Origin of the sequence: Pseudomonas sp. Choline-02u-1, from assembly GCF_002836515.1 — a bacterium.
In the GTDB taxonomy this organism is placed as follows: Bacteria; Pseudomonadota; Gammaproteobacteria; order Pseudomonadales; family Pseudomonadaceae; genus Aquipseudomonas.
In genome coordinates this window covers 420,794-441,722 of the sequence record NZ_PJBC01000003.1, presented here as the reverse complement: position 1 = coordinate 441,722, position 20,929 = coordinate 420,794, and the positions used below count along the sequence as shown (strand labels likewise).

General features: G+C 60.4%; 15 protein-coding genes. 3 read left to right on the top strand and 12 right to left on the bottom strand.

From position 1 onward, the window contains the following. Positions 1–89 precede the first annotated feature (89 nt). The 7 genes from CXF97_RS04135 to CXF97_RS04105 form a co-directional block, all read right to left on the bottom strand. Positions 90–851, bottom strand: coding sequence for a TenA family transcriptional regulator (locus CXF97_RS04135; RefSeq protein ID WP_371918361.1), 762 nt, complete (start codon positions 849–851; stop codon positions 90–92). Between the two features lie 79 nt (positions 852–930). After that, the gene (locus tag CXF97_RS04130) at positions 931–3,390 is read right to left on the bottom strand and encodes an EAL domain-containing protein (protein WP_101156393.1); all 2,460 of its coding nucleotides are present in this window, start codon (positions 3,388–3,390) and stop codon (positions 931–933) included. Positions 3,391–3,527: 137 nt separating this feature from the next. After that, positions 3,528–5,345, bottom strand: a complete 1,818-nt coding sequence (locus tag CXF97_RS04125) for an ABC transporter ATP-binding protein (protein ID WP_101156390.1) — start codon at positions 5,343–5,345, stop codon at positions 3,528–3,530. After that, positions 5,338–5,940 (bottom strand): DsbA family protein, encoded by a 603-nt coding sequence (locus CXF97_RS04120; RefSeq protein ID WP_178081144.1) that lies wholly within the window; start codon positions 5,938–5,940, stop codon positions 5,338–5,340. Before CXF97_RS04120 ends, CXF97_RS04125 begins: the two co-directional genes overlap by 8 nt. Positions 5,941–5,975: 35 nt before the next feature. Next, on the bottom strand, positions 5,976–6,917 hold the full coding sequence (locus CXF97_RS04115) for a rhodanese-related sulfurtransferase (protein ID WP_101156384.1): 942 nt from the start codon (positions 6,915–6,917) through the stop codon (positions 5,976–5,978). 101 nt (positions 6,918–7,018) lie between these two features. After that, complete coding sequence (locus CXF97_RS04110; protein ID WP_101156381.1) at positions 7,019–7,318, bottom strand: BolA family transcriptional regulator; 300 nt, start codon at positions 7,316–7,318, stop codon at positions 7,019–7,021. Positions 7,319–7,330: 12 nt separating this feature from the next. After that, on the bottom strand, positions 7,331–7,852 hold the full coding sequence (locus tag CXF97_RS04105) for a DUF2059 domain-containing protein (RefSeq protein ID WP_101156378.1): 522 nt from the start codon (positions 7,850–7,852) through the stop codon (positions 7,331–7,333). Between the two features lie 191 nt (positions 7,853–8,043). Here CXF97_RS04105 and CXF97_RS04100 point away from each other — a divergent pair, with 191 nt between their 5' ends. After that, positions 8,044–9,438, top strand: a complete 1,395-nt coding sequence (locus tag CXF97_RS04100; RefSeq protein ID WP_101156376.1) for a class II fumarate hydratase — start codon at positions 8,044–8,046, stop codon at positions 9,436–9,438. Between the two features lie 85 nt (positions 9,439–9,523). On the opposite strand, the gene CXF97_RS04095 is transcribed toward CXF97_RS04100, so the two are convergent. Both CXF97_RS04095 and CXF97_RS28375 read right to left on the bottom strand, forming a co-directional pair. After that, positions 9,524–10,477, bottom strand: a complete 954-nt coding sequence (locus CXF97_RS04095) for a DMT family transporter (protein WP_101156374.1) — start codon at positions 10,475–10,477, stop codon at positions 9,524–9,526. Positions 10,478–10,508: 31 nt separating this feature from the next. After that, positions 10,509–10,643, bottom strand: a complete 135-nt coding sequence (locus tag CXF97_RS28375) for a hypothetical protein (RefSeq protein ID WP_256589679.1) — start codon at positions 10,641–10,643, stop codon at positions 10,509–10,511. Between the two features lie 44 nt (positions 10,644–10,687). Between CXF97_RS28375 and CXF97_RS04090 the strand changes: the two genes are divergently transcribed. Then, positions 10,688–10,879 carry a DUF6316 family protein gene (locus tag CXF97_RS04090; protein ID WP_101156371.1) on the top strand — a complete coding sequence of 64 codons (192 nt, stop codon included), beginning with the start codon at positions 10,688–10,690 and terminating at the stop codon, positions 10,877–10,879. 103 nt (positions 10,880–10,982) lie between these two features. On the opposite strand, the gene CXF97_RS04085 is transcribed toward CXF97_RS04090, so the two are convergent. Together CXF97_RS04085 and pap are read right to left on the bottom strand one after the other, a co-directional pair. Beyond that, positions 10,983–12,167, bottom strand: a complete 1,185-nt coding sequence (locus CXF97_RS04085) for a thiolase family protein (RefSeq protein WP_101156369.1) — start codon at positions 12,165–12,167, stop codon at positions 10,983–10,985. 103 nt (positions 12,168–12,270) lie between these two features. Further along, complete coding sequence (gene pap / locus CXF97_RS04080) at positions 12,271–13,785, bottom strand: polyphosphate:AMP phosphotransferase (RefSeq protein WP_101156366.1); 1,515 nt, start codon at positions 13,783–13,785, stop codon at positions 12,271–12,273. Positions 13,786–13,957: 172 nt separating this feature from the next. Between pap and mnmC the strand changes: the two genes are divergently transcribed. After that, positions 13,958–15,937, top strand: a complete 1,980-nt coding sequence (gene mnmC, locus CXF97_RS04075) for a bifunctional tRNA (5-methylaminomethyl-2-thiouridine)(34)-methyltransferase MnmD/FAD-dependent 5-carboxymethylaminomethyl-2-thiouridine(34) oxidoreductase MnmC (RefSeq protein WP_101156362.1) — start codon at positions 13,958–13,960, stop codon at positions 15,935–15,937. A 3-nt stretch (positions 15,938–15,940) separates the two neighbouring features. Here the strand turns inward: mnmC and CXF97_RS04070 are convergent, their stop codons facing one another. Beyond that, the gene (locus tag CXF97_RS04070) at positions 15,941–20,764 is read right to left on the bottom strand and encodes an NEL-type E3 ubiquitin ligase domain-containing protein (protein WP_101156359.1); all 4,824 of its coding nucleotides are present in this window, start codon (positions 20,762–20,764) and stop codon (positions 15,941–15,943) included. Positions 20,765–20,929: the final 165 nt, after the last annotated feature.

Genomic DNA, 20,929 nt, shown 5'->3' with positions numbered 1-20,929 from the left:
TGCGGTCTGCCAGACAACGAATCCGTTGAATGACCTTACGCATCCGCGAGCAAGCCCGCTCCCACATTTGCTACATGTTTTTCCTGAGATCAGCTTTCGACGACGGTCCTGCGCTCGCGGTTGACCACCAGCCGCTCCGAGGCCTCAAGCTGCATGCACCGCTCCAGAAACAGGTACATATAGTCATAGCTCTTGCAGATCGCCTGCCGCAGCTCGGCCTGCAAAGCCTTGCTCGGATTCATGCCGGCCAGGGTGCAGATGATTTCCAGCGCTTCCCACGGATGGGCATCGTCGTACTGGGCATGCATCTTCAGCCATTTCATTGCGCGCTTGCGATCCTCTTCCGGGAACGCCGCCGCGTAGACGCCGGTCGAGCAGACCACCGCAGACCACTCCCCGGTCGCGCCCTCGATCGCATAGTTGGTCGCGGCAATCGCCACGATTAACGGATCCGCCGAGCTGGTGTGCCAGCACCAGTGACTCAGCGCGTGCAACTCGGGCGGCACTTGCTGGGCCTGGAGATCTTCGAGGCTGACGCCATGGGCGCGGCTCCAGTGCATCCAGTAATCGGCATGGTTGAGTTCGACGCGGATGTTTCGCATCAGCCAGCGCCGCGCCATGTCTTCGCCGGGATGGCGGGCGAAGCGGGTCTTGGTGAGGTTCTGCGCCATGTACAAGGCAAACTGCTCGACGACCGGCCAGCCCCCGATCAGGTACTGGCGCATGGTTTTCGCGCTGAGTTTGTTGTCCCGCATGCGCTGATAAAGTTCATGTTCGACAACCCGGCGCTTGCTCTCGCTGCAGTCCTGAATGAGCTGTTGTGCCCAGACAGGATAACTTGCAGCTTCCATGAGGGGTCCGGTTCGGTTGAATGTGTCGATCACTGTTCGGCTCCTTTTGATTTGTGATGGCAAGGATCGGCGAGAGACTTCAACGGAACGTGCCAGGCGCTTTGAACAACAACGGCTGCGGTCTGGCAGGGCGACTTTGCAAACTGTCACAGGTAAACAACTGCGGACGCTCGATAACATAACCCTGAGCGTAATCCACACCTATTTCAAGCAATGCCTGTTCGATCTGGTTAGTTTCAACAAACTCGGCAATTGTCTGCTTACCCATGACGTGGCCGATGTGATTGATCACCTCGACCATTGCCCGATTAATCGGGTCGTCCAGCATATCCTTTACGAAACTCCCGTCGATCTTCAGGAAGTCTACAGGCAAATGTTTCAAGTAAGCGAATGAAGACATTCCGGCACAAAAGTCATCTAAGGAAAAGTGACAACCTAAACCTTTGAGTTCATTGATAAAACGGATTGCGCTGCCTAGATTCGCGATTGCACTGGTTTCGGTAATTTCAAAACAAATCATTTCAGGCGGTATAGCGTAGTTAACGAACTGGTCCCTGAGGAAGTGCAAAAAGTCGTCATCTCCGATAGTAATGCCTGACAGATTAATCGCACACATGGCTAAAGGAAGTTCATGTTCCTGCTCAATACACTGAGCAATAACCTTGAAAACGTTCTGCACTACCCAGCGATCTAACTGAGTCATCAAACCGTACCGTTCCGCCGCCGGGATAAAGCTGTCAGGCAAAATCATCCGCCCGGACTCATCATGCAAACGCAGGAGGATCTCGATGTGTCCGGCCTCGCCGGGTTGCGGTTTTAGCGGCGCGATCTGCTGGGCATACAGGCAGAAGCGGTTTTCCTCCAGCGCCATGTGCAGGCGCTGCACCCAGGCCATTTCACCGAAGCGCATGGAAAGTTCGGAATCGTCGGCGTGGTAGACCTGGACGCGGTTGCGTCCCTTTTCCTTGGCCATGTAGCAAGCCATGTCCGCCGCACGCAACGAGGCCTCGAGGGTGGTTGGATTCTGCGCCACATGCACCAGACCGATACTGACCGTGGTCAGGAACGGCCGCCCTTTCCAGACAAAATGCAGGTTCTGCACCGTCTGACGCAGGCTCTCGGCAATCTTCTCCGCGACCTCCGGCGGGCAGTTCTCCAGCAGGATACCGAACTCATCGCCACCCAGCCGCGCCAAGGTGTCGCCCTCGCGCAGGCCCGATTGCAACAGCGTGCAGATATGCCGCAACAGCTCGTCGCCTGCCGCATGGCCGCAGGTGTCGTTGACCAGTTTGAACTGGTCGAGATCGAGGAACATCAGCGCATGCCGCCCGGGCTGGCGAGTGAGGTTGTGCAACGCCTGTTCGAGGCGGTATTCGAATTCGCGACGGTTGGCCAGCCCGGTCAGCGCATCGTGGGTCGCCTGCCAGGACAGATTGGCGATGTATTGCCGCTCCTGCGTCATGTCATGCAGCACCAGCACCGTGCCGCTGACATTGCCGGCGTTGCGGATCGGTGCACCGACCAGAGTCACCGACAGGGTGCTGCCATCCAGACGCTGGATCAGCTTGGAATGTTCGCTACCACCGCTGAGCTGGCCGCTGAGAATGTGTTCGATCAGCGTCAGCCCTTCGGTCTGGGCGTTTTCGTCAAGCAGGTTGAACAGCGCCGACAACGGCAGGCCCGCCGCCTGCTCGGCCTTCCAGTGAGTCATGGCTTCGGCGGCCGGGTTCATGTAGTCGATCGCGCCGTTGACGTCGGTAGTGATTACGCCATCACCGATCGACTGCAGGGTGATGTGTGCGCGATCCTTCTCAAGTTGCAGTGCCTGGGCAAATTCATGACGCTGCCTGAGCAGTTTGTGCGTGCGCCACAGCGCCAGCACGATCAGGCCCAGCGCAGTGGCCAGGTTGGTAAACAGCAACAGGCGCATGATCACCCGCGAGCCTTCGCCCAAGGCATCACTGAAGGCTTTCGCCGCTGGGGTCACGGCATCGTTGATGGCAAATATCTGCACTTTCCAGCGCTGCACATCGCCGGGGCTGGCCTGGTTGCGGGCAATGCCTTGATGCATCTCCTGCGCTACTTCGTGCAGTCGGTCGAGGTAGGCATCGCCGATTGTCCAGCGATCAATCGCGGTTTCGAGATAACTGAAGTGGCGAAAATTCAGATACAGCCAGATCAGGCTGGAGACGTCGTCGGGGTGATTGCCACCCTGCAGAATGCCTTCGCGCGCCGCTTGCAGATCCGGCGGCTGACGATCGAGCGCCAGACGCAATTGGTGACCGCCCTGAGGCACGGCAATTGCCGTCAGGTATTTGCGGTAGATCGCCTCGTCACGGCTGTCGGCGTAGAGATTGAGGTAATAGATGGCATCCTTCTGGCCCTTGGACCACAGGCTTTCGCCGGCCACGTAGCCACGCACGGCCGAGAGCACGTAAAGGCTCACGCCCCCCAGTAATGCCTGGAACACCACGACAGCAATAAAGGGCCAGACGATACCCAACAACCGTGGTGTTCCCAGAGTCTGCTTTTGCTTCATGAGATTCCTTGCATGAGCACTGCCCGCTCGCCTTCCGGGCGAATTCGCTATGACGAGACTAGGTGGGGTTCTCGTTCAAGGCAAGGCGCGGCGTTACACCGCACGCAGAACCTCTGACAGGTCGGCGAGGGTTTCGATCAGTGCTGTTGCAAGTTGCCGTAAAGCTTGGCGTAGAGACCGCCGTCGGCGATCAGTTGGCGATGATCGCCGTCCTCGGCGATCTGCCCGCCGTCGAACACCAGCACCCGGTCCGCCTGTTTCACCGCCGACAGGCGATGGGCGATGATCAGTGTGGTGCGGCCGTTGAGAAACTTCGCCATCGCTTGATGCAGGTTGTACTCGGTAGCGGCATCGAGGGCCGAAGTGGCTTCGTCGAGAATCACCACTTTCGGCTCGGCGAGAATCATCCGTGCGATCGCCAGACGTTGGCGCTGGCCGCCGGACAAACGCACGCCGGAACGCCCGACGATGCTGTCGAGGCCGTCGGGCAGCGCGCGGATGGTCGCGGCCATTTGCGCGATTTCCAACGCCTGCCAGCAGGCTTCGTCGCTGCGCATCCGGCCCATGGTCAGGTTGGCACGCACGCTGTCGTTGAACAGCGCCGGATGCTGCAAGACCACGGCGACATTCTCGCGCACCGTCTCCAGACCGATCTCCTGCTGGGTCGACCCGCCAAAGCGAATGCTCCCGGCCGCTGGCGTGTACAGCCCCAAGAGCAACTGCACCAAAGTACTTTTGCCACCGCCGCTGGCGCCGACGATCGCGACTTTTTCACCCGGCAGGATCGACAGGTTCATTTGATCCAGCACCAGTTCATCGCCATAACCGAAGCTCAGGCCTTGCACCTCGATGCCGACGGTGTCGCGCCCCTTGAATGGATCAACGCCACCGGGATACTGCGGCTCGTCGGCGCGCGCCAGCAGTTCGTTGATCCGCGTCAGCGCACCGCCCGCCGCGTAATAGGCGTATTGCAGATTGAGCAGCTGTTCGACCGGGCCGATCATGAACCACAGGTAACTGAACACCGCGAGCATCTGCCCGATCGACAGGTCGGAAAACAATACGGTGAGCATCGCTGCGGCACGAAAGATGTCGATGCCGAACTGGAACAACAAACCACTGGCGCGGTTCGAGGCGTCGGTTTTCCACTGCGAGTTGACGGCGTAATTGCGCACTTCCTGCGCGCGCAAACCGAGGCGCCCGAGGAAATAGCCCTGGCGATTGCCGGCGCGCACTTCCTGAATCGCATCGAGCGTTTCGCTCAGCGCCTGAGTAAAGCGTGAGGTGCTGTCGTTCTCGAGTTTCTTCAGGTGTTTGACCCGTTTGCCCAACTGCACCGTGGCGTAGATCACCAACGGGTTGAACAGCAGAATCAGCAGCGCCAGCTTCCAGTGCATCCACATCAAAATGCTCGCGGTGCCGACCAGCGTGAGCATGGCCACGAGGAAACGGCTGAGGGTTTCTCCGACGAATTTGTCGAGGGTATCCAGATCGGTGACCAGATGCGTGGTCACCGTGCCGCTGCCCAGGCTTTCGTATTCGCCAAGGGAAATGCGCTTGAGCCGTTCGATCAGACGCACGCGGATGCGGTAGACGATATCCTTGGCCAGCCGCGCAAACAGCCGCGACTGCAACACACCAAAACACAGAGCGCTGCAGCGCAAGGTGAGGGTCACCACCAGCATCAAGCCGATATAACCCGCCGCCTGCTGCCACATGCTCGGCAGGAAGTGGTTCATGACTTTCAGTGCGGCATCGCCGTGGCCAAGCAGGACTTCGTCCACCAGCAACGGCAGTAGCAATGGAATCGGCACACTGCACAGCGTCGCCAGCACGGCCACGCCATTGGCGATCCACAGGGATTTTTTGTGATGCAGTGCCAGACGCCGGACTTCAGCCCAGCTCAGCCGGTCGACACGCTCTACGGCTGGCGTGTCATCGGCAAGGTCAGACACAGGCCGCACGCTCCAGCCAGCGGCCGAGCAACGGCGACAGCTCGCTGAGCGGTTGATAGCCATTGGTCAGCAGCGCCAGTTGACCGTTGCGCTCGGCCAGCAGGGTCGGGAAACCGGCGATGCCCAGATCCTGCACCCACGTGAAGTCGGCCTGGGTCGCCTTGTGCTGATCGGCATGATCGAACAACGCGGCGAACTCGATACGCGGCACCCCGGCCTGCTCCGCCAGTTCGACCAGCACGCTGGCCTGGGTGACATCGCGACCCTCTGCGTAAAACGCCTGCTGGATCAGCCCGACCAATGTCCAGGCGCAATCCGGCGCCAGACTGCGCGCGGTAACGATGGCGCGACAGGCAGGCTCGGTGTCGTAGACAAAACCGTCGGGCAGCGCACCGTCAAGTTTGAACGGCTGGCCGGTGGCCTCGGTGACGGCTTGCCAGTGCTCAAGAATGTAACGCCGGGTGGTCGGCTCCAGCGCCGAGCCGCTGCCGGTGCGCAGACCGCCAACCACCAGATGCAGCTCGACCCCGGCTGCCTGCGCCTGCTCGACCAGTGCCTTGGCCACCGGAGCAAAACCCCAGCACCATGAACACATCGGATCCATCACATAGAGCAGGCGCGCAGACATGGTTAAGCCTCGGTGGATGCTTGCTTATAGTTGTAGCCGATCGGGTGCGGCTGGTTGCGAGCCTTGGCCAGTTCGATCTGCTTTTGCCGATCAATGGCGCTGCGCCGGGTTTTCTCGCTGAGCTTGTCCCAGCAGTGCGGGCAACTGATGCCGGCGACGTAGTGCTCGGAGGCGCGATCTTCAACGCTGACCGGGGTGCGGCAGGCATGACATTGATCGTAGTCGCCTTCCGTCAGGTCGTGACGCACGGTCACGCGGTTGTCGAAGACGAAGCAGTCGCCGCGCCACTTGGTTTCTTCCTGCGGCACCTCTTCGAGGTACTTCAGGATGCCGCCCTTGAGGTGGTAAACCTCTTCGAAACCTTCGCCGAGCATGTAGCTCGAGGCTTTCTCGCAGCGGATGCCGCCGGTGCAGAACATCGCGACCTTCTTGTGCACGGCCGGGTCGAAGTGTTCTTTGATGTAGTCGGGAAACTCGCGAAAACTGGTGGTTTTCGGATCGATGGCGCCTTCGAAGGTGCCGATCGACACTTCGTAATCGTTGCGCGTGTCGATCAGCAGCACTTCCGGGTCGCTGATCAGCGCGTTCCAGTCCTGCGGCTCAACGTAGGTGCCGACCTTCTTGTTCGGGTCAACGCCTTCGACGCCAAGGGTGACGATCTCTTTCTTCAGCTTGACCTTGGTGCGGTAGAACGGCTGCTCGTCGCAGTACGATTCCTTGTGATCGATGTCGATCATGCGCGGATCGTTTTTCAGCCAGGCGAGCAGGCCGTCGATGCCTTCGCGGGTGCCGGAAACGGTGCCGTTGATGCCTTCTTCAGCAATCAGCAGGGTGCCTTTGATGCCGTTGTCGACCATCGCCTGCAGCAGGGGCTCGCGCAGGTCAACGTAATCTTCGAGGGTGACGAACTTGTACAGTGCCGCCACGACAATCGGTTGTGTCATGGGTATTTCTCCAGGTGGCTACCCTCGCAAAGGGTGAACCGGATTCAAAAAAAACGCGCCGGCTAAGCGGCGCGTTGCGGATTCTAGCAAAAAACCGAAGCTTAATGCTTGCTGCCGCCAGCACAGGTCGGCGACGCCGGAGCGCCATCGATCTCTGCCCATTCCTGCGGGGTGTAGGTGTGCAGCGCCAACGCATGGAACTCGCCCATCAACTCGCCGAGCGTACCGTAGACCTTCTGGTGGCGCTTGACCCGGTTCAGGCCTTCGAACTGCGCGCTGACCACCACCGCCTTGTAGTGGGTCTGTAACCCGCGACTGTGCATGTGGCTTTCGTCCAGCACTTGCAGGTGCTCAGGCTGTAACAGGGCCAGCGTCGATTCGATGCGTTGTTGCATGGTCATCACGAACTCCGCTTACTTCTTCTTGGCCGGCGCAGCGGCGCCTTTCGGGTCCAGCTCTTTGGTCATGTCGTCGAGCAGCTTGTTGACCACCGGCACTGCGCTTTCCAGCTTGCCCTGGGTCATCTGCGCCGACTGCTGGGTCAGCTGCGGCATTTTTTCGAGGACTTTCTTGCCCAGTGGCGATTTGTAGAAAGCAACCAGATCTTTCAGCTCGGATTCGCTGAAGTTGCTGGTGTAGAGCTTGACCATGTCGGGCTTGAGCTTGTTCCAGCCGATGGCCTGGTCCAGCGCGGCGTTGGCCTTGGCCTGGTAGGTTTCGAGCACGGCTTTCTTCGACTCCGGGGCTTTGGTCTGTTCAAAGCGCTGGGCGAACATTTGCTGCACTTGCATGTACACCGGGGTGCCCAGCTTGTCAGCGTGAGCCAGCGTCAGGAAAGCTTCGGCACTGGCGTTGTGGCTGGCGGTATCGGCAAGCACCTGGCCGCTGGCGCAAACCAGTGCAACCGCGGTACAGATGGCGCGAAGACGAGTCATCGAGTTTCCTTTAAGCAAAGCGAGGTCGAACCCCAAGGGCGACCATTCTGCGCCTAACAATCGCTGTGGCTCAACCCCCGACCCTTGCCACGCTTGATTGGCGGGGTTTTGCGGTCAACAATCGAGCCGATGGAACCACCCGGGCCGACACCGGCCTAAATTGCGCCAACAGACCAACAGGAGTGTGCACGATGAGCCGTATCGAAACCGACAGCCTGGGCCAGATCGAAGTCCCGGACGACGCTTACTGGGGTGCTCAGACGCAACGCTCGCTGATCAACTTCGCCATTGGTCAGGAACGCATGCCGCTGCCGGTGCTGCATGCCCTGGCGCTGATCAAGAAAGCCGCCGCGCGGGTCAACGACCGCAACGGCGATCTGCCGGCCGACATTGCCCGCCTGATCGAACAGGCCGCCGATGAAGTCCTCGCCGGCGAACATGACGAGCAGTTCCCGCTGGTGGTCTGGCAGACCGGCAGCGGCACCCAGAGCAACATGAACGTCAACGAAGTGATCGCCGGTCGTGCCAACGAACTGGCCGGCAACCCGCGCGGCGGCAAATCCCCGGTGCACCCGAACGATCACGTCAACCGCTCGCAAAGCTCCAATGACTGCTTCCCCACCGCCATGAGCATTGCCACCGCCAAAGCGGTGCAGGAACAACTGCTGCCGGCGATTGCCGAGTTGTCCGGCGGCCTCGCTGAACTGGCGGCGCGGCACATGAAACTGGTCAAGACCGGACGCACGCACATGATGGACGCGACGCCGATCACCTTCGGTCAGGAGCTGTCCGGCTTCATCGCGCAACTGGATTACGCCGAGCGTGCGATTCGCGCCGCGCTGCCGGCGGTCTGCGAGCTGGCTCAGGGCGGCACCGCAGTCGGTACCGGGCTGAACTCGCCACACGGTTTCGGTGAGGCGATTGCCGCCGAGCTCGCTGCGCTGTCTGGCTTGCCGTTCGTCACCGCGCCGAACAAGTTCGCCGCGCTGGCCGGCCATGAGCCGCTGGTAACGCTGTCCGGTGCGCTGAAAACCCTCGCCGTGGCGCTGATGAAAATCGCCAATGATCTACGCCTGCTCGGCTCAGGTCCCCGTGCCGGTTTCGCCGAAGTGAAGCTGCCGGCGAACGAGCCGGGCAGCTCGATCATGCCCGGCAAGGTCAACCCGACTCAGTGCGAAGCGTTGTCGATGCTCGCCTGTCAGGTGCTCGGCAACGACGTGGCGATCGGTTTTGCTGCCAGCCAGGGGCATTTGCAGTTGAACGTGTTCAAACCGGTGATCATTCATAATCTGCTGCAATCGATCCGTTTGCTGGGCGATGGCTGCAGCAACTTCCAGCAGCACTGCATTGCCGGGCTCGAGCCGGATGCCGAAGCGATGGCCCAACATTTGGAACGTGGGCTGATGCTGGTGACTGCGCTCAACCCGCACATCGGTTACGACAAGTCGGCAGAGATCGCCAAGAAGGCCTACAGCGAAGGGCTGACCTTGCGTGAGGCGGCGTTGCAGCTGGGTTATCTGACTGATGAAGAGTTCGATGCGTGGGTGCGGCCGGAGAACATGATCGAGGCGGGTGCCAAGGGCTGAAGCAAAAGATCGCAGCCTTCGGCAGCTCCTACAGGGAAACGCATTCCAATTGTAGGAGCTGCCGCAGGCTGCGATCTTTTGATCTTCAGGCCATACGCATCCGCCGCGCCCTGAGCCCGGCAATCAACGATGGCCCCAACGCGACCAGTGCCGAACCCAGCACCACCAGCACCGCCCCGCCATATCCCAGCGCATTGATCTGCTCGGCATGCACAAACTCGGGCCAGACCCGCGCCGCGATTGCCACAGCCACAAACGTCACCAGCGGCGTGATCGCCAGTGTTGCGCTGACCCGCGATGCTTCCCAATGTGCCAGTGCTTCGGCGAATGCGCCGTAGGCGATCAAGGTATTCATGCAGCACGCCAACAGCAGCCAACCCTGCAACGGGCTGAGGTTCAGCGCTTCGAGCGGATGCACCCACGGCGTCAGCAACAGCGCGCAGAACAGGTAGATCACCATCATTACCTGCAATGAATTCCACACCGTGAGCAATTGCTTCTGCCCCAGCGCATAAAAGGTCCAGACCGTCGATGCCAGCAAGACCAACAACACGCCGGCAGTGTAATCGGACAGCGAGGTCAACAGCTCGGCCAGGCGCTGGTTGAAGAACAGGCCAAAGCCGATCAGCAACACCAGCAAGCCAATGCCCTGGCCGATGCTGAAGCGTTCCTTGAACACGAACAGACTGGCGATCAACAACATGATCGGGCCCATCTGCACCACCAGTTGCGCGGTGCCGGGGCTGAGCAGGTTGAGGCCCATCAGGTACAGCACGTAATTGCCGACCAGCCCGAGCACCGCCATCAGCACCAGCCAGCCGCCCTTGGGGCCCAGCACTTTGCGACTCGGCAGGCGTTTGACCGAAGCCAGATAGATGAACAGGCAGCCACCGGACACCGTCAGGCGAAACCAGGTCACCGTCACCGGGTCCATCACCTGCAGCACCTGTTTGAGCTTGATCGGCAGGATGCCCCACAGAAACGCGGTCAGCAGCGCCAGGAACAGTCCGTATACCCAGCGCCCCGATGAAATGTGCATGCGAACCCCAAAAGCCTGCTGACAAGAACACTCATTCTAGGCGCCCGACCGCGTGCAACACAGGGACAGTTGCCGGCAGGCCGCGAATGAAACTGTGCAGGTCGCAGCCGTAAACCGACGCTTCGCCGTTGATCGGCCGGGCAGGCGCACCAAGTGCTTCAGGCATAAGCTGGTTGCAGACTTTCGAACGCATTGATCAGGGAGACCGACATGTACGCCATGCGCGCCGAGGACAGCGCCCCCGCCACTCGTTTTCGCAGCGACCGCGTGTGTAGGGTCAATGGCGAGCTGTATTTCAGCACCCGGGAAAATACTCTTGAGGGGCCGTTTGACAGTCAGGTTATAGAGAAGGAAATTCAGGCTTATATAGCGCGGATGCAGCGGCAGGATTCCAGGCGCTGAACCGAGGTGATTCCTTCGCGAGCAAGCCCGCTCCCACCGGGGAATGCGATCACCTGTGGGAGCGGGCTTGCTCGCGAAGAGGCCTGTACAGGCAACCGATCCTTTATCGAACCGCCTCAAACAACCCACTCGCCCCCATCCCACCGCCCACACACATGGTGACGATGCCGTAGCGCAAATGGCGTCGCTGCAATTCCCGGATCAAATGCCCGACCTGACGCGAGCCGGTCATGCCGAACGGGTGGCCGATGGAAATCGAACCGCCGTTGACGTTGTACTTTTCGTTATCGATCTCCAGTCGATCGCGGCTGTACAGGCACTGCGAAGCGAACGCCTCGTTCAACTCCCACAGATCGATATCCGCCACCTGCAAACCTTTGGCCTTGAGCAGTTTCGGCACCGAGAACACCGGGCCGATACCCATTTCGTCCGGCTCGCAACCGGCCACAGTGAAGCCCCGGAAAAATGCTTTCGGCTTGAGCCCCAATTCCAGGGCTTTATCCAGGCTCATCACCAGTGTCATCGAGGCGCCGTCGGACAGCTGCGATGAATTGCCCGCCGTCACCGAGCCATCTTCGGCGAAGACCGGTTTCAATCCGGCCAGGCTTTCGTAGGTGGTGTCCGGACGGTTGCAGTCGTCGCGCTCGACCACGCCATCGAGAATCTGCACTTCGCCGCTGTTCTTGTCCTCGACGCGGTATTTCACCGCCATCGGCACGATTTCATCATCGAACAGACCGGCCGCCTGAGCGTGAGCCGTGCGAATCTGGCTTTGCAGTGCATAGCGATCCTGCGCCTCGCGGCTGACCCCGTAACGTCGTGCCACCACTTCGGCGGTCTGGCCCATGGTGTAGTAGATGCCGGGGGTCTGTTGCTGGAGCAGCGGGTTGATCAGGTGATCGGTGTTGACGCTTTTCAGGGTCAGGCTGATCGACTCGACGCCGCCGGCAACGATGATGTCGCTGCAACCGGAGGCGATCTGATTAGCGGCAATCGCAATCGCCTGCAAACCCGACGAGCAGAAACGGTTGAGGGTCATGCCGGCGGTGCCGGTGCCCAGACGCGAGAGCACCGCGACGTTGCGGCCGATGTTGTAACCCTGCGCGCCTTCGTTGGAGCCGGCGCCGACGATGCAGTCCTCGACGCTCGCCGGGTCGATATCGTTGCGTGTCAGCAGCGCATTGACGCAGTGGGCCGCCATGTCATCGGGGCGGGTCTGGTTGAACTTGCCGCGAAAGGATTTGGCCAGGCCGGTCCGCACGCTGTCGACGATCACCACTTCACGCATGGCATACCTCATTGTTGTTGTCGGTTGAAAGTGGGCCTGAGCATAAGTCCACCTTCTTGCCGACCGCGAGGATCATTCACCCGGCGTATGCGCGGCCATCGCTTCAGTCCTTGTGCTTCCTGGCCTTTTTGTCGGATTTCTCGAATGCGTCTTCCAGCGCACGGTTGATCGTGCGCAGCACTTTTACCCGTGCCCAGCGCTTGTCGTTGGCCTCGACCAGCGTCCACGGCGCGATTTCGGTGCTGGTGCGGTCGACCATGTCGCCCACCGCTCTACGGTAGTCGTCCCACTTTTCCCGATTGCGCCAGTCGTCCTCGGTGATCTTGAAGCGCTTGAAGGAGATCTCTTCGCGCTCCTGAAAGCGCTCCATCTGGGTGTCTTTATCGATGGCCAGCCAGAACTTCACGACAATCACGCCGGCGTCGGCCAGTTGCTCTTCAAAGTCATTGATCTCGCCGTAAGCGCGCAGCCAGTCCGCCGGTTTGCAAAAACCCTCGATCCGCTCGACCAGTACGCGGCCGTACCAAGAGCGATCGAACACGGTGAACTTGCCGCGCGCCGGTAGGTGCCGCCAGAACCGCCACAGATACGGGTGCGCGCGTTCTTCTTCGGTCGGCGCAGCGATCGGGACGATGCTGTATTGACGCGGGTCGAGCGCCGCTGCAACGCGCCGGATCGCGCCGCCCTTGCCCGCCGCGTCATTGCCTTCGAACACCGCGATCAGCGCATGGCGGCGCATGCGTTTATCGCGCATCAATCCGGACAGGCGCGCTTGCTCGGTGATCAGTTGTTCTTCGTAATCCTTCTTGTCCAGACGCTGGCTGAGGTCGAGGCTGTCGAGCAGGTTCAACTGATCGACCGGCGTACCCAGCGGCGCGGCACTGACCTGGCGCGGATTGACCTCGGCCCGTTCGAGCGCACTTTGCAGCCCTTCAAGGAGAATCTTGCCCACCGCCAGGCTGCGGTAGTTGGCGTCGGCGCCTTCGATGATGTGCCACGGCGCGTAATCGCGGCTGGTGCGGCGCAATACGCGTTCGCCGTATTTGACGAACTTGTCGTAGGTCTGCGATTGCTGCCAGTCCAGCGGACTGATGCGCCAGCTGTGCAGCGGGTCGTCAGCCAACGACTTGAGCCGTGCTTTCATCTGCTTCTTGGACAGGTGAAACCAGAACTTGAAAATCAGCGCGCCTTCATCGCAGAGCATTTTTTCCAGACGCTCGGCACCGGCGATGGCCTGATCCAGACGCGGATCCTTGAACAGCCCATGGACCCTGCCCTGCAACATCTGGCTGTACCAGTTGCCGAAGAAAATCCCCATGCGCCCCTTGGCCGGCAGCATCCGCCAGTAGCGCCACGCCGGTGGCCGCGCGAGTTCTTCATCGGTTTGCTGGTCGAAGGTGCGTACTTCGATCAGGCGCGGATCCATCCATTCATTGAGCAGTTTGACCGTCTCGCCCTTGCCCGCACCTTCGATGCCGTTGATCAGGATGATCACCGGAAAGCGCTTCTGCTGCTGCAACTCGAACTGCGCTTCCAGCAAGGCTTCACGCAGCGCAGGAACCGCCGCCTCATAGGTGTCTTTGTCGATGGCGTGACCGATTTCAGCGGATTCAAACATGGGACGGCTCCTTCCAGGGTTCAGCAAGACTAGCGGATTGGGCACGGACGCGGCGCATAAATTCCCTGCGTGCAACCATTGTTCCCGAGCGGTCGACGCTGGACCTTGCGCTGGATCAGGCAGCCCCCGCGCGATCGGCTAGAATAGCCGCCTTGTGTTTGCCGAGCCTGCCATGAAAGCCGAAATGCCCCACGCCCAACTCGACTGGGACGACCAGGGACGCCCACGTTCGCGGGTGTTCGATGACGTGTATTTTTCCGACCAGTCGGGGCTGGAGGAAACTCGCTATGTGTTCCTCGAACAGAACCGTCTGGCCGAGCGTTTCGCTGCGCTGCCGGCGGATGGGCGTCTGGTCATTGGCGAAACCGGTTTTGGCACCGGGTTGAATTTTCTTTGCGCCTGGCAGTTGTTCGAGCAACACGCGGTGGCGGGCGCACGTCTGCATTTTGTCAGCGTCGAGAAATACCCGCTGGCGCCTGCGGACCTGCACCGGGCCTTGGCCCTGTGGCCGGAACTCAGGCCGTTGGCCGATCAGTTGCTCAAGCACTACGTGGCGATTCATCAAGGCTTTCAGCGCATTACTTTGGCCGAAGGTCGAGTGACGCTGACCTTGCTGATCGGCGATGCGCTGGAGCAACTGCCGCAACTCGATGCGCGGATCGACGCGTGGTTTCTCGACGGTTTCGCCCCGGCGAAAAATCCGGACATGTGGACTGCCGAGCTGTTCGTCGAACTGGCGCGCCTGGCTGCGCCGGGCTCGACCATCAGCACCTTCACCAGCACCGGTTGGGTAAGGCGTCTGCTCAACGCTGCCGGGTTCAAGATGAAGCGCACGCCGGGCATCGGCCATAAATGGGAAATCCTGCGTGGCGAATTTCTCGGCTGGCCCGCCGAGGTGGCTGCGCCAGAGCCGGCCAAACCCTGGTTCGCCCGCCCTGCGCCGCTGAGCGGTGAACGCCGGGCGCTGGTGATCGGCGCCGGCCTGGCCGGTTGCGCAACGGCGTCGAGTCTGGCGGCGCGCGGCTGGCAGGTGAGCCTGCTGGAACGTCACGCGGCCGTCGCGCAAGAAGCTTCAGGCAATCCGCAAGGCGTGCTTTATCTCAAGCTTTCCGCCCATGGCACCGCGTTGTCGCAGTTGATCGTCAGCGGTTTCGGTTACACCCGGCGCCTGCTGGAAACCCTGCAACGCGGCAGCGACTGGGACGACTGTGGCGTGCTGCAACTGGCGTTCAATGCCAAGGAAGCCGAACGTCACGCGCAACTGGCGGCAGCGTTCCCCGAAGATCTTTTGCAGTGGCTGGAACAGCCAGAAGCGCAGGCCCGCGCCGGTGTTGGCGTGGCCCATGGCGGTTTGTTCTATCCCGAGGGCGGCTGGGTGCATCCGCCGGCGCTGTGTCAGGCCCAGGCGATGCACACCCATATCGAACTGCTCAGCCATCACGACGCCCTGCAGCTGCGCAAAGTCGCAGACCAGTGGCAAGCCTTCGACGGCGAACGTTTACTCGCCAGCGCACCGGTTGTAGTGCTGGCCGGGGCTGCCGAAATCAAACGTTTTGCCCAGAGCGCCGAATTGCCGCTCAAGCGCATTCGCGGGCAAATCACGCGTCTGGTTGAAACCGCAGAAAGCCAAGCCTTGGCCACGGTGGTGTGCGCCGAAGGCTACGTCGCTCCGGCGCGCTTGGGCGAGCACACGCTGGGCGCGAGTTTCGACTTCAACAGCGACGATCTGACGCCCACGACTGCCGAGCATCAAGGCAACCTGGCCATGCTGGAAGAGATCTCCGGCGATCTCGCCGCCCGTTTGCACATTGATCAACAGTCGGTCGACGGCCTTGAGGGGCGCGCCGCGTTTCGCTGTACCAGCCCTGATTACCTGCCGATTGTCGGCCCGCTCGCTGATCTGCAAAGCTTCAATCAAACCTACGCGGCATTGAGCAAGGATGCCCGGCAGGTGCCGGACAGCCCTTGCCCATGGCTTGACGGCTTGTATGTCAACAGCGGCCACGGCTCGCGCGGACTGATCACCGCGCCGCTGTGCGGTGAACTGCTCGCCGCGTGGCTGGACAACGAGCCGCTGCCGCTGCCGCGCAGCGTGGCCGAAGCCTGCCACCCCAACCGATTTGCCTTGCGCAAACTGATTCGCGGCAAGTGAATATCAGATGTCCGGCATCACACAGAAGCCGAGATCCATCAGGCGGATCGACTCTTCGGTCAGGCGCTTGATCACTGCCTCTTGCGCCTGCTCCTTTTCCAGCTGGAGGGCATTCGCCTGACTCACATAGTCGGCACTGAGCAGCGTGTCCGCCTGCTCATCGAGGGCACTCATGCGCGGCGCGAACGATTCGTCGATCATTGAAAATTTGCGCGTAAACGTACGCTTCAGATAATCACGCCAGAACGTTCGCTCCTGCATGAACTTCAGCCACTGGGGCGAGAGTTCGGCCTTGGTGATCCGGTGTCTCGCCGTGTCCAGGTCAGCTGCGGTGACGCCACTCTGCTTGTTGAACAGCATGCCTTGCGGCTGACCCGGCAGTTCCAGCACTTTGGCCAGCCCGACGCGATAAGCAAGGTTCACCTCCAGCGGGTCAGACTTCGCAGCCTTGACCGCATGTTCTTGGGCAATCGCGTTCAACTGATCCAGCCGGAACAGACCACGTCCCAGATTAAGCAGCGGCTTGGCAGTGACTCGTCCGCCAGCCCCTTGGGTCACCCGATCAACTTCAACAGCGACTTCCAGATGACTGAAATTGACCGCCGCGCTGTCAGTGCAATTGTTCGGATTGGCGGCTATGTCCAGCAGTTGGTCGCAGAGGGTCTCGTCGGTTTCCGCCGCTTTGAGTACTGCCCAGACGCGCCGCTGCATCTCCGCGCTGCCCTTCGTCGCGTCGGCGGTATCGCCCAGTTGCGCGAGCAAATGAAACAAGCCCTCGGCGCGCGTATCGTCGCGAAATGCCGCCCAGGTTCGCGACTGCTCGGCCCAGTCTTCACCGTCGACTTTGGTAAACCATAACGATCGCGCGGTCTGCTCGTTGAGGCGGGGAATGTCATCGGCGGTATAACCCATTCCGATACCGAAATTCTTGCGGTAGTTATCCAGATACGTCTTGGTGGTTTCGTTGAATGGATTGAGTCCGAGATTGAGCGCCTCCGTGAATCGTCGCGTTTTCTGAAATAACCAGTCAGGCAATTCCTTGATCTCGTTCTCGCGCAGGTCTATCCATTCAATATGCGCACAATTGTTCAGGCCTTCTGGCAGTTCGGTGAGTCCCGTATCGCGTAGCAACAACCGACGCAGATTGCTCATCAGACTGACATCAGGCGTTGCACCCAAAGGGTTGTTGCTCAGATTCAGGTACCACAGCGTGCGCAGCCGATTGAGCTTTGCCAGTGTCTGCTCGGTCAGTTTCAATTGATTGCCCGCCAGACTCAAACGCTTGAGCCTGGGCATGTTCGACAGTACTTCGGGCAGACGCGTGACTGTGTTGCTGTCGAGTTCGAGCGATTCGAGCTGTTTGAAGGATTTGAGGAAGTGCGCGACATCGTCATCCTGCGCCATGTTCTTCATCGACAATTGCTGAACATGGTCAAAGTTCAAGCCAGGCGGCAACGCCGGCAACTTGCCGATGCGCATGCCGTCAAGATTGAGCGCGCATACCGATTTGCCTTGGTCATCAGTCAGCCAGTGAAATCGCCGAAAACCTTCTTCGATCAGTTCGGCCGCCATTTTCCGACTGTGCCGCGCTTCTGCCAGGTCGCCGCCCATTGCTTTCAAGGCAGCGCCATCCTCAGCCCAGGTAAACAAGACATCGCGCAGGGTTTTCAGCTCCTCGCGCAAGGCTTTGACCCGGGTCGCCCGGCTCAGAGCATCGTCGCCCAGCTCATCAAGCAATTGGCTGGCCTGTGCCTCATCCAGGCGCGGAAACAGTTTGCGCACCTTGCGCAGCAACTGGCGCGGATGAGAGGTCACGGGCGCCTGATCGCCTTGCACACAGGGCGGCTCGACGATCACCGGTTCAGCATTGCCGTCGAGCAATGTCCGCGCAGTAACTTCGCGGTCGTCAAGTGCGACGTCCAGCAATTTATTGCGTAACTGTTGCGCGCTGGCCTGCTCGGCATCAGCAAACCCGGCCGCCGTCCGTTGACGTGACGGTAGCGCCTTGAGGATGGCCAGATATAACGCGTTGGGGCCCGATTCCACTTTGCCCAGCGATTTGCGGTCGCCGCCAAATGCCTCATAACCGTCACGGGCCTTCACCAGATAACCCGTATTTTCCGTGGTCGTCGAGGCAGCACCGAGCGCCTCGAGCAACGGTCCGGTCAACGTCTTGTCGCGTACCTCCAGGCGTAATTTTGCATCCCAGCCAGGGAGGCGCGGCAGCGACGCGATAGCCAGCTTGTCGGTGTCGGCAGTGGCCAGTCGCGGCCAGTGCAAGCCTGCCAGCGCGCGGTCAATGCGTACTTTTGCGGTGCTGGCCCGGACACGTTGCCCGAGTCTCAAGGGCACGCGTGCGGTGGAGCGCAGGTGCAAGCGCTCGACACTCGGAGCGCGGTCAATCAGCCTTTGACCATGGCGCGCCGGAATGTCGGCGAAGACCTGGCGCAATTTGCCGAGATCCTGCGCGTCACTCTGGTCAAAGCGCTTGTACATCCGCGCGAACGCGGTGCGGTAATCCGCCGTGAGCGCGGCAGCCAGTTTTTTTGCCAATGCCGTTGCTTGCGCAGGTTTTGCGACTTTGCCGCCGAGCAAGGCATCGACTTCATGCTCGTAAAGACCGTCAATGACGGTCTGCAGCAAGCGTCCGAGTGCCAACTGGCCCTGCGTGACCGGCACACCCAGGGTGTCGTCGATAGCAGTGCCCGGCGGATAGGTGGTTTCGAGGTCGCCCTCATGCCCGGTGACCTCGATGTATCTGTCAGTCGGCCAGCCCGGCAGTGTCGTCAAGGCATGCATTTGTTCCTCGACAGGTTGTCCGGAGTGGATCTCGCCGCCTGCCAGCTCTGTGGTCAGCTCCCGCAACTGGCGCCCGATGCGTGCGCGCTCGACGGTATCGCGCAGGCGCACAGGCAGTTTCAGATTGTCATTGAACGTGTCGAGCAGGGTCTGCTGGGAGGTGCCGCTCAGCCGGCGGATCATGTCCAGATCGCTGTCGGCGAATTCGCTCAACTGCGGGTCGATGCGCTTGAGCGCGTACGCAGAACTGCCCCACTCTTCAGGCTCTTCAGCAGGGAGCCGCCAGCCACCTTCGACGTGGCGGATCAGTTCAGGGGCATAGGCCTGTGCACGTTCGGCGTGCTCCAGACGCCAATGCTGGGTGACGGGATCAAAGTCGCCGGCCAACAGGCGGTGGTCAACGCGAGCGATGGTCTTGCGGCCAATCTGATAGAACTCCCTGGAGCCGGCATCGATAGTGAAACCGGCGGGCAGAGAATGCTCGTAATGGCTGAGATCAGCCTTCCACAGGCGCGACTTGCCGGCCCGATTGACAATGGCGGTAAATGGCGCGAAGAACTCCGGGTGCGTGCGCAGCAATTTGCTGCCCAGTGTCCCCAGCACTTTCTGGCCACCGGCAAAGGCCCCCATCAACGCTATGTTTTCGACCACACTGAGCAGATGTGACAGCGCCTGTTGATGATCACCGCGCCGCCAGTCCTCGACACCTTCATACACTTCACCGAGCAATTGCCCGACTGCGACACCCATCATCAATTGCCCGAGAACCGGCACGAAAAGCCCGGCCACCGACGCCACCGTGACGCCCCGCTGAAGAAAATCCAACAGGCGTTTGTTTCGTGCGTCTTCATCGATATCAGCGGTGGGCACTGCCAGTTTGCGTGCGTCGATCTGCAACTTGCCGACATGGCTCTGCACCATGAAATCGAAGAGCGGGACATCGATGGCCCATTGCTTGACGTCCCCCAGATCGCTTTTCTCGGCGAAACTCTCGAAGAAATCGGCCTTGTCGTCTTCATCGAGGCTGTGGGCGAACCAGTCCTGATACTCGGGAGTTTTCAGTTGTTGCGCGAGGTAGCGCTTGAACGCATTGAAACTCGGGTATTCGTACACTGCCCGGGCAGGCTCACCGGGCATGTACGCCATGCATCCGTCCTCAGGATGCTGTTGCACGGAGCGTTTGGAGAATACGACAACGCCCCACACGCAGCAGTCGAGGATCTTGACACCCTGCATGATCAGCGAATCCTTGCCGTAGCGCAGGGTCTGCGCCGACACCACGCCCCCGGCCACCATCAGATCCTGCAACATGCGCAATCCTGCCGCGGTGATGTCCCCCTTGAGCGCGGCCAGATGCGCGTCGAGTTCCAAAAGCGACTGTTTCAATGTGGCGATATCGCGGGTCATCGCGCTGGTCGCCACGACTTTTGCGCTGTCATCACGCAGACCGAACACTTGCTGCAGATGCTCCTGGTATTTTTTGCCCAGATCCAGCTGTCGACAAAACGCGGCGAATGCCGCCGGGGTCAGGCCGCTCACACCCTGCGGCGCGCTCGTGATGCGTACCTGGCTGCCTTCGGGAAATGCGTCAGCCTGCTCTTCGTCTTCGGTGAAGTTCTGCATGGCTGCCTGCAAGAGGGTTTGCGAAGCATGTTTGACCTTGTCGATCCCGGCCTGATCGGTCGCGGTGGCTTCGCAGCCACAATCAACACCCGGCAGACTGACCTGATCAGTGCATACGTCATAAAGCGCTGGCCATTGCTTGCTCAGCGCCGCCTCGAGCTCGCTGATGCAAAAGCTCTGCAACGGTTTGAGCCGGCCCAGATTCTTATCGACCTTCTGCTGCACGGCGTGCAGCTCACGGTTGATTTCATCCAGCCTGGCCAGGTTGGTGGTCGAAGCCTTGAGCAAATGCGTCGGCAGGTTTTTTTCCAGGGCTTGAGCGGTGTCGAGGTCGCCGGTCGCGTCGAACAAGGTGCTCAGGGTCGAGGGCTTGATCGCGGTTTTTTTCTTGTCGAGGGTGAGCATGGCAATAGTCCTTTATTGCGGTTTGTACCCTCGAGCCTATCGGTACCAGGCAGCCGTTAACAGTTCAAATTCCTGGGCAAAACCGAGGCAGATCAAGCACTTTTTGTCATGAATAAAATAGCCCTGCACCACCCGCGTCAAACGTCTGCGCCGGAGCGGGCTTAT

Excerpts from the sequence above, each read along its gene's own strand:
- CXF97_RS04110 (WP_101156381.1), bottom strand. The coding sequence starts at position 7,318 with ATGACCATGCAACAACGCATCGAATCGACGCTGGCCCTGTTACAGCCT.
- CXF97_RS04115 (WP_101156384.1), bottom strand. The coding sequence starts at position 6,917 with ATGACACAACCGATTGTCGTGGCGGCACTGTACAAGTTCGTCACCCTC.
- CXF97_RS04100 (WP_101156376.1), top strand. The coding sequence starts at position 8,044 with ATGAGCCGTATCGAAACCGACAGCCTGGGCCAGATCGAAGTCCCGGAC.
- CXF97_RS04085 (WP_101156369.1), bottom strand. The coding sequence starts at position 12,167 with ATGCGTGAAGTGGTGATCGTCGACAGCGTGCGGACCGGCCTGGCCAAA.
- CXF97_RS04135 (WP_371918361.1), bottom strand. The coding sequence starts at position 851 with ATGGAAGCTGCAAGTTATCCTGTCTGGGCACAACAGCTCATTCAGGAC.
- pap (WP_101156366.1), bottom strand. The coding sequence starts at position 13,785 with ATGTTTGAATCCGCTGAAATCGGTCACGCCATCGACAAAGACACCTAT.
- CXF97_RS04105 (WP_101156378.1), bottom strand. The coding sequence starts at position 7,852 with ATGACTCGTCTTCGCGCCATCTGTACCGCGGTTGCACTGGTTTGCGCC.
- mnmC (WP_101156362.1), top strand. The coding sequence starts at position 13,958 with ATGAAAGCCGAAATGCCCCACGCCCAACTCGACTGGGACGACCAGGGA.
- CXF97_RS04090 (WP_101156371.1), top strand. The coding sequence starts at position 10,688 with ATGTACGCCATGCGCGCCGAGGACAGCGCCCCCGCCACTCGTTTTCGC.
- CXF97_RS04095 (WP_101156374.1), bottom strand. The coding sequence starts at position 10,477 with ATGCACATTTCATCGGGGCGCTGGGTATACGGACTGTTCCTGGCGCTG.
- CXF97_RS04120 (WP_178081144.1), bottom strand. The coding sequence starts at position 5,940 with ATGTGTTCATGGTGCTGGGGTTTTGCTCCGGTGGCCAAGGCACTGGTC.
- CXF97_RS04070 (WP_101156359.1), bottom strand. The coding sequence starts at position 20,764 with ATGCTCACCCTCGACAAGAAAAAAACCGCGATCAAGCCCTCGACCCTG.
- CXF97_RS28375 (WP_256589679.1), bottom strand. The coding sequence starts at position 10,643 with ATGCCTGAAGCACTTGGTGCGCCTGCCCGGCCGATCAACGGCGAAGCG.
- CXF97_RS04130 (WP_101156393.1), bottom strand. The coding sequence starts at position 3,390 with ATGAAGCAAAAGCAGACTCTGGGAACACCACGGTTGTTGGGTATCGTC.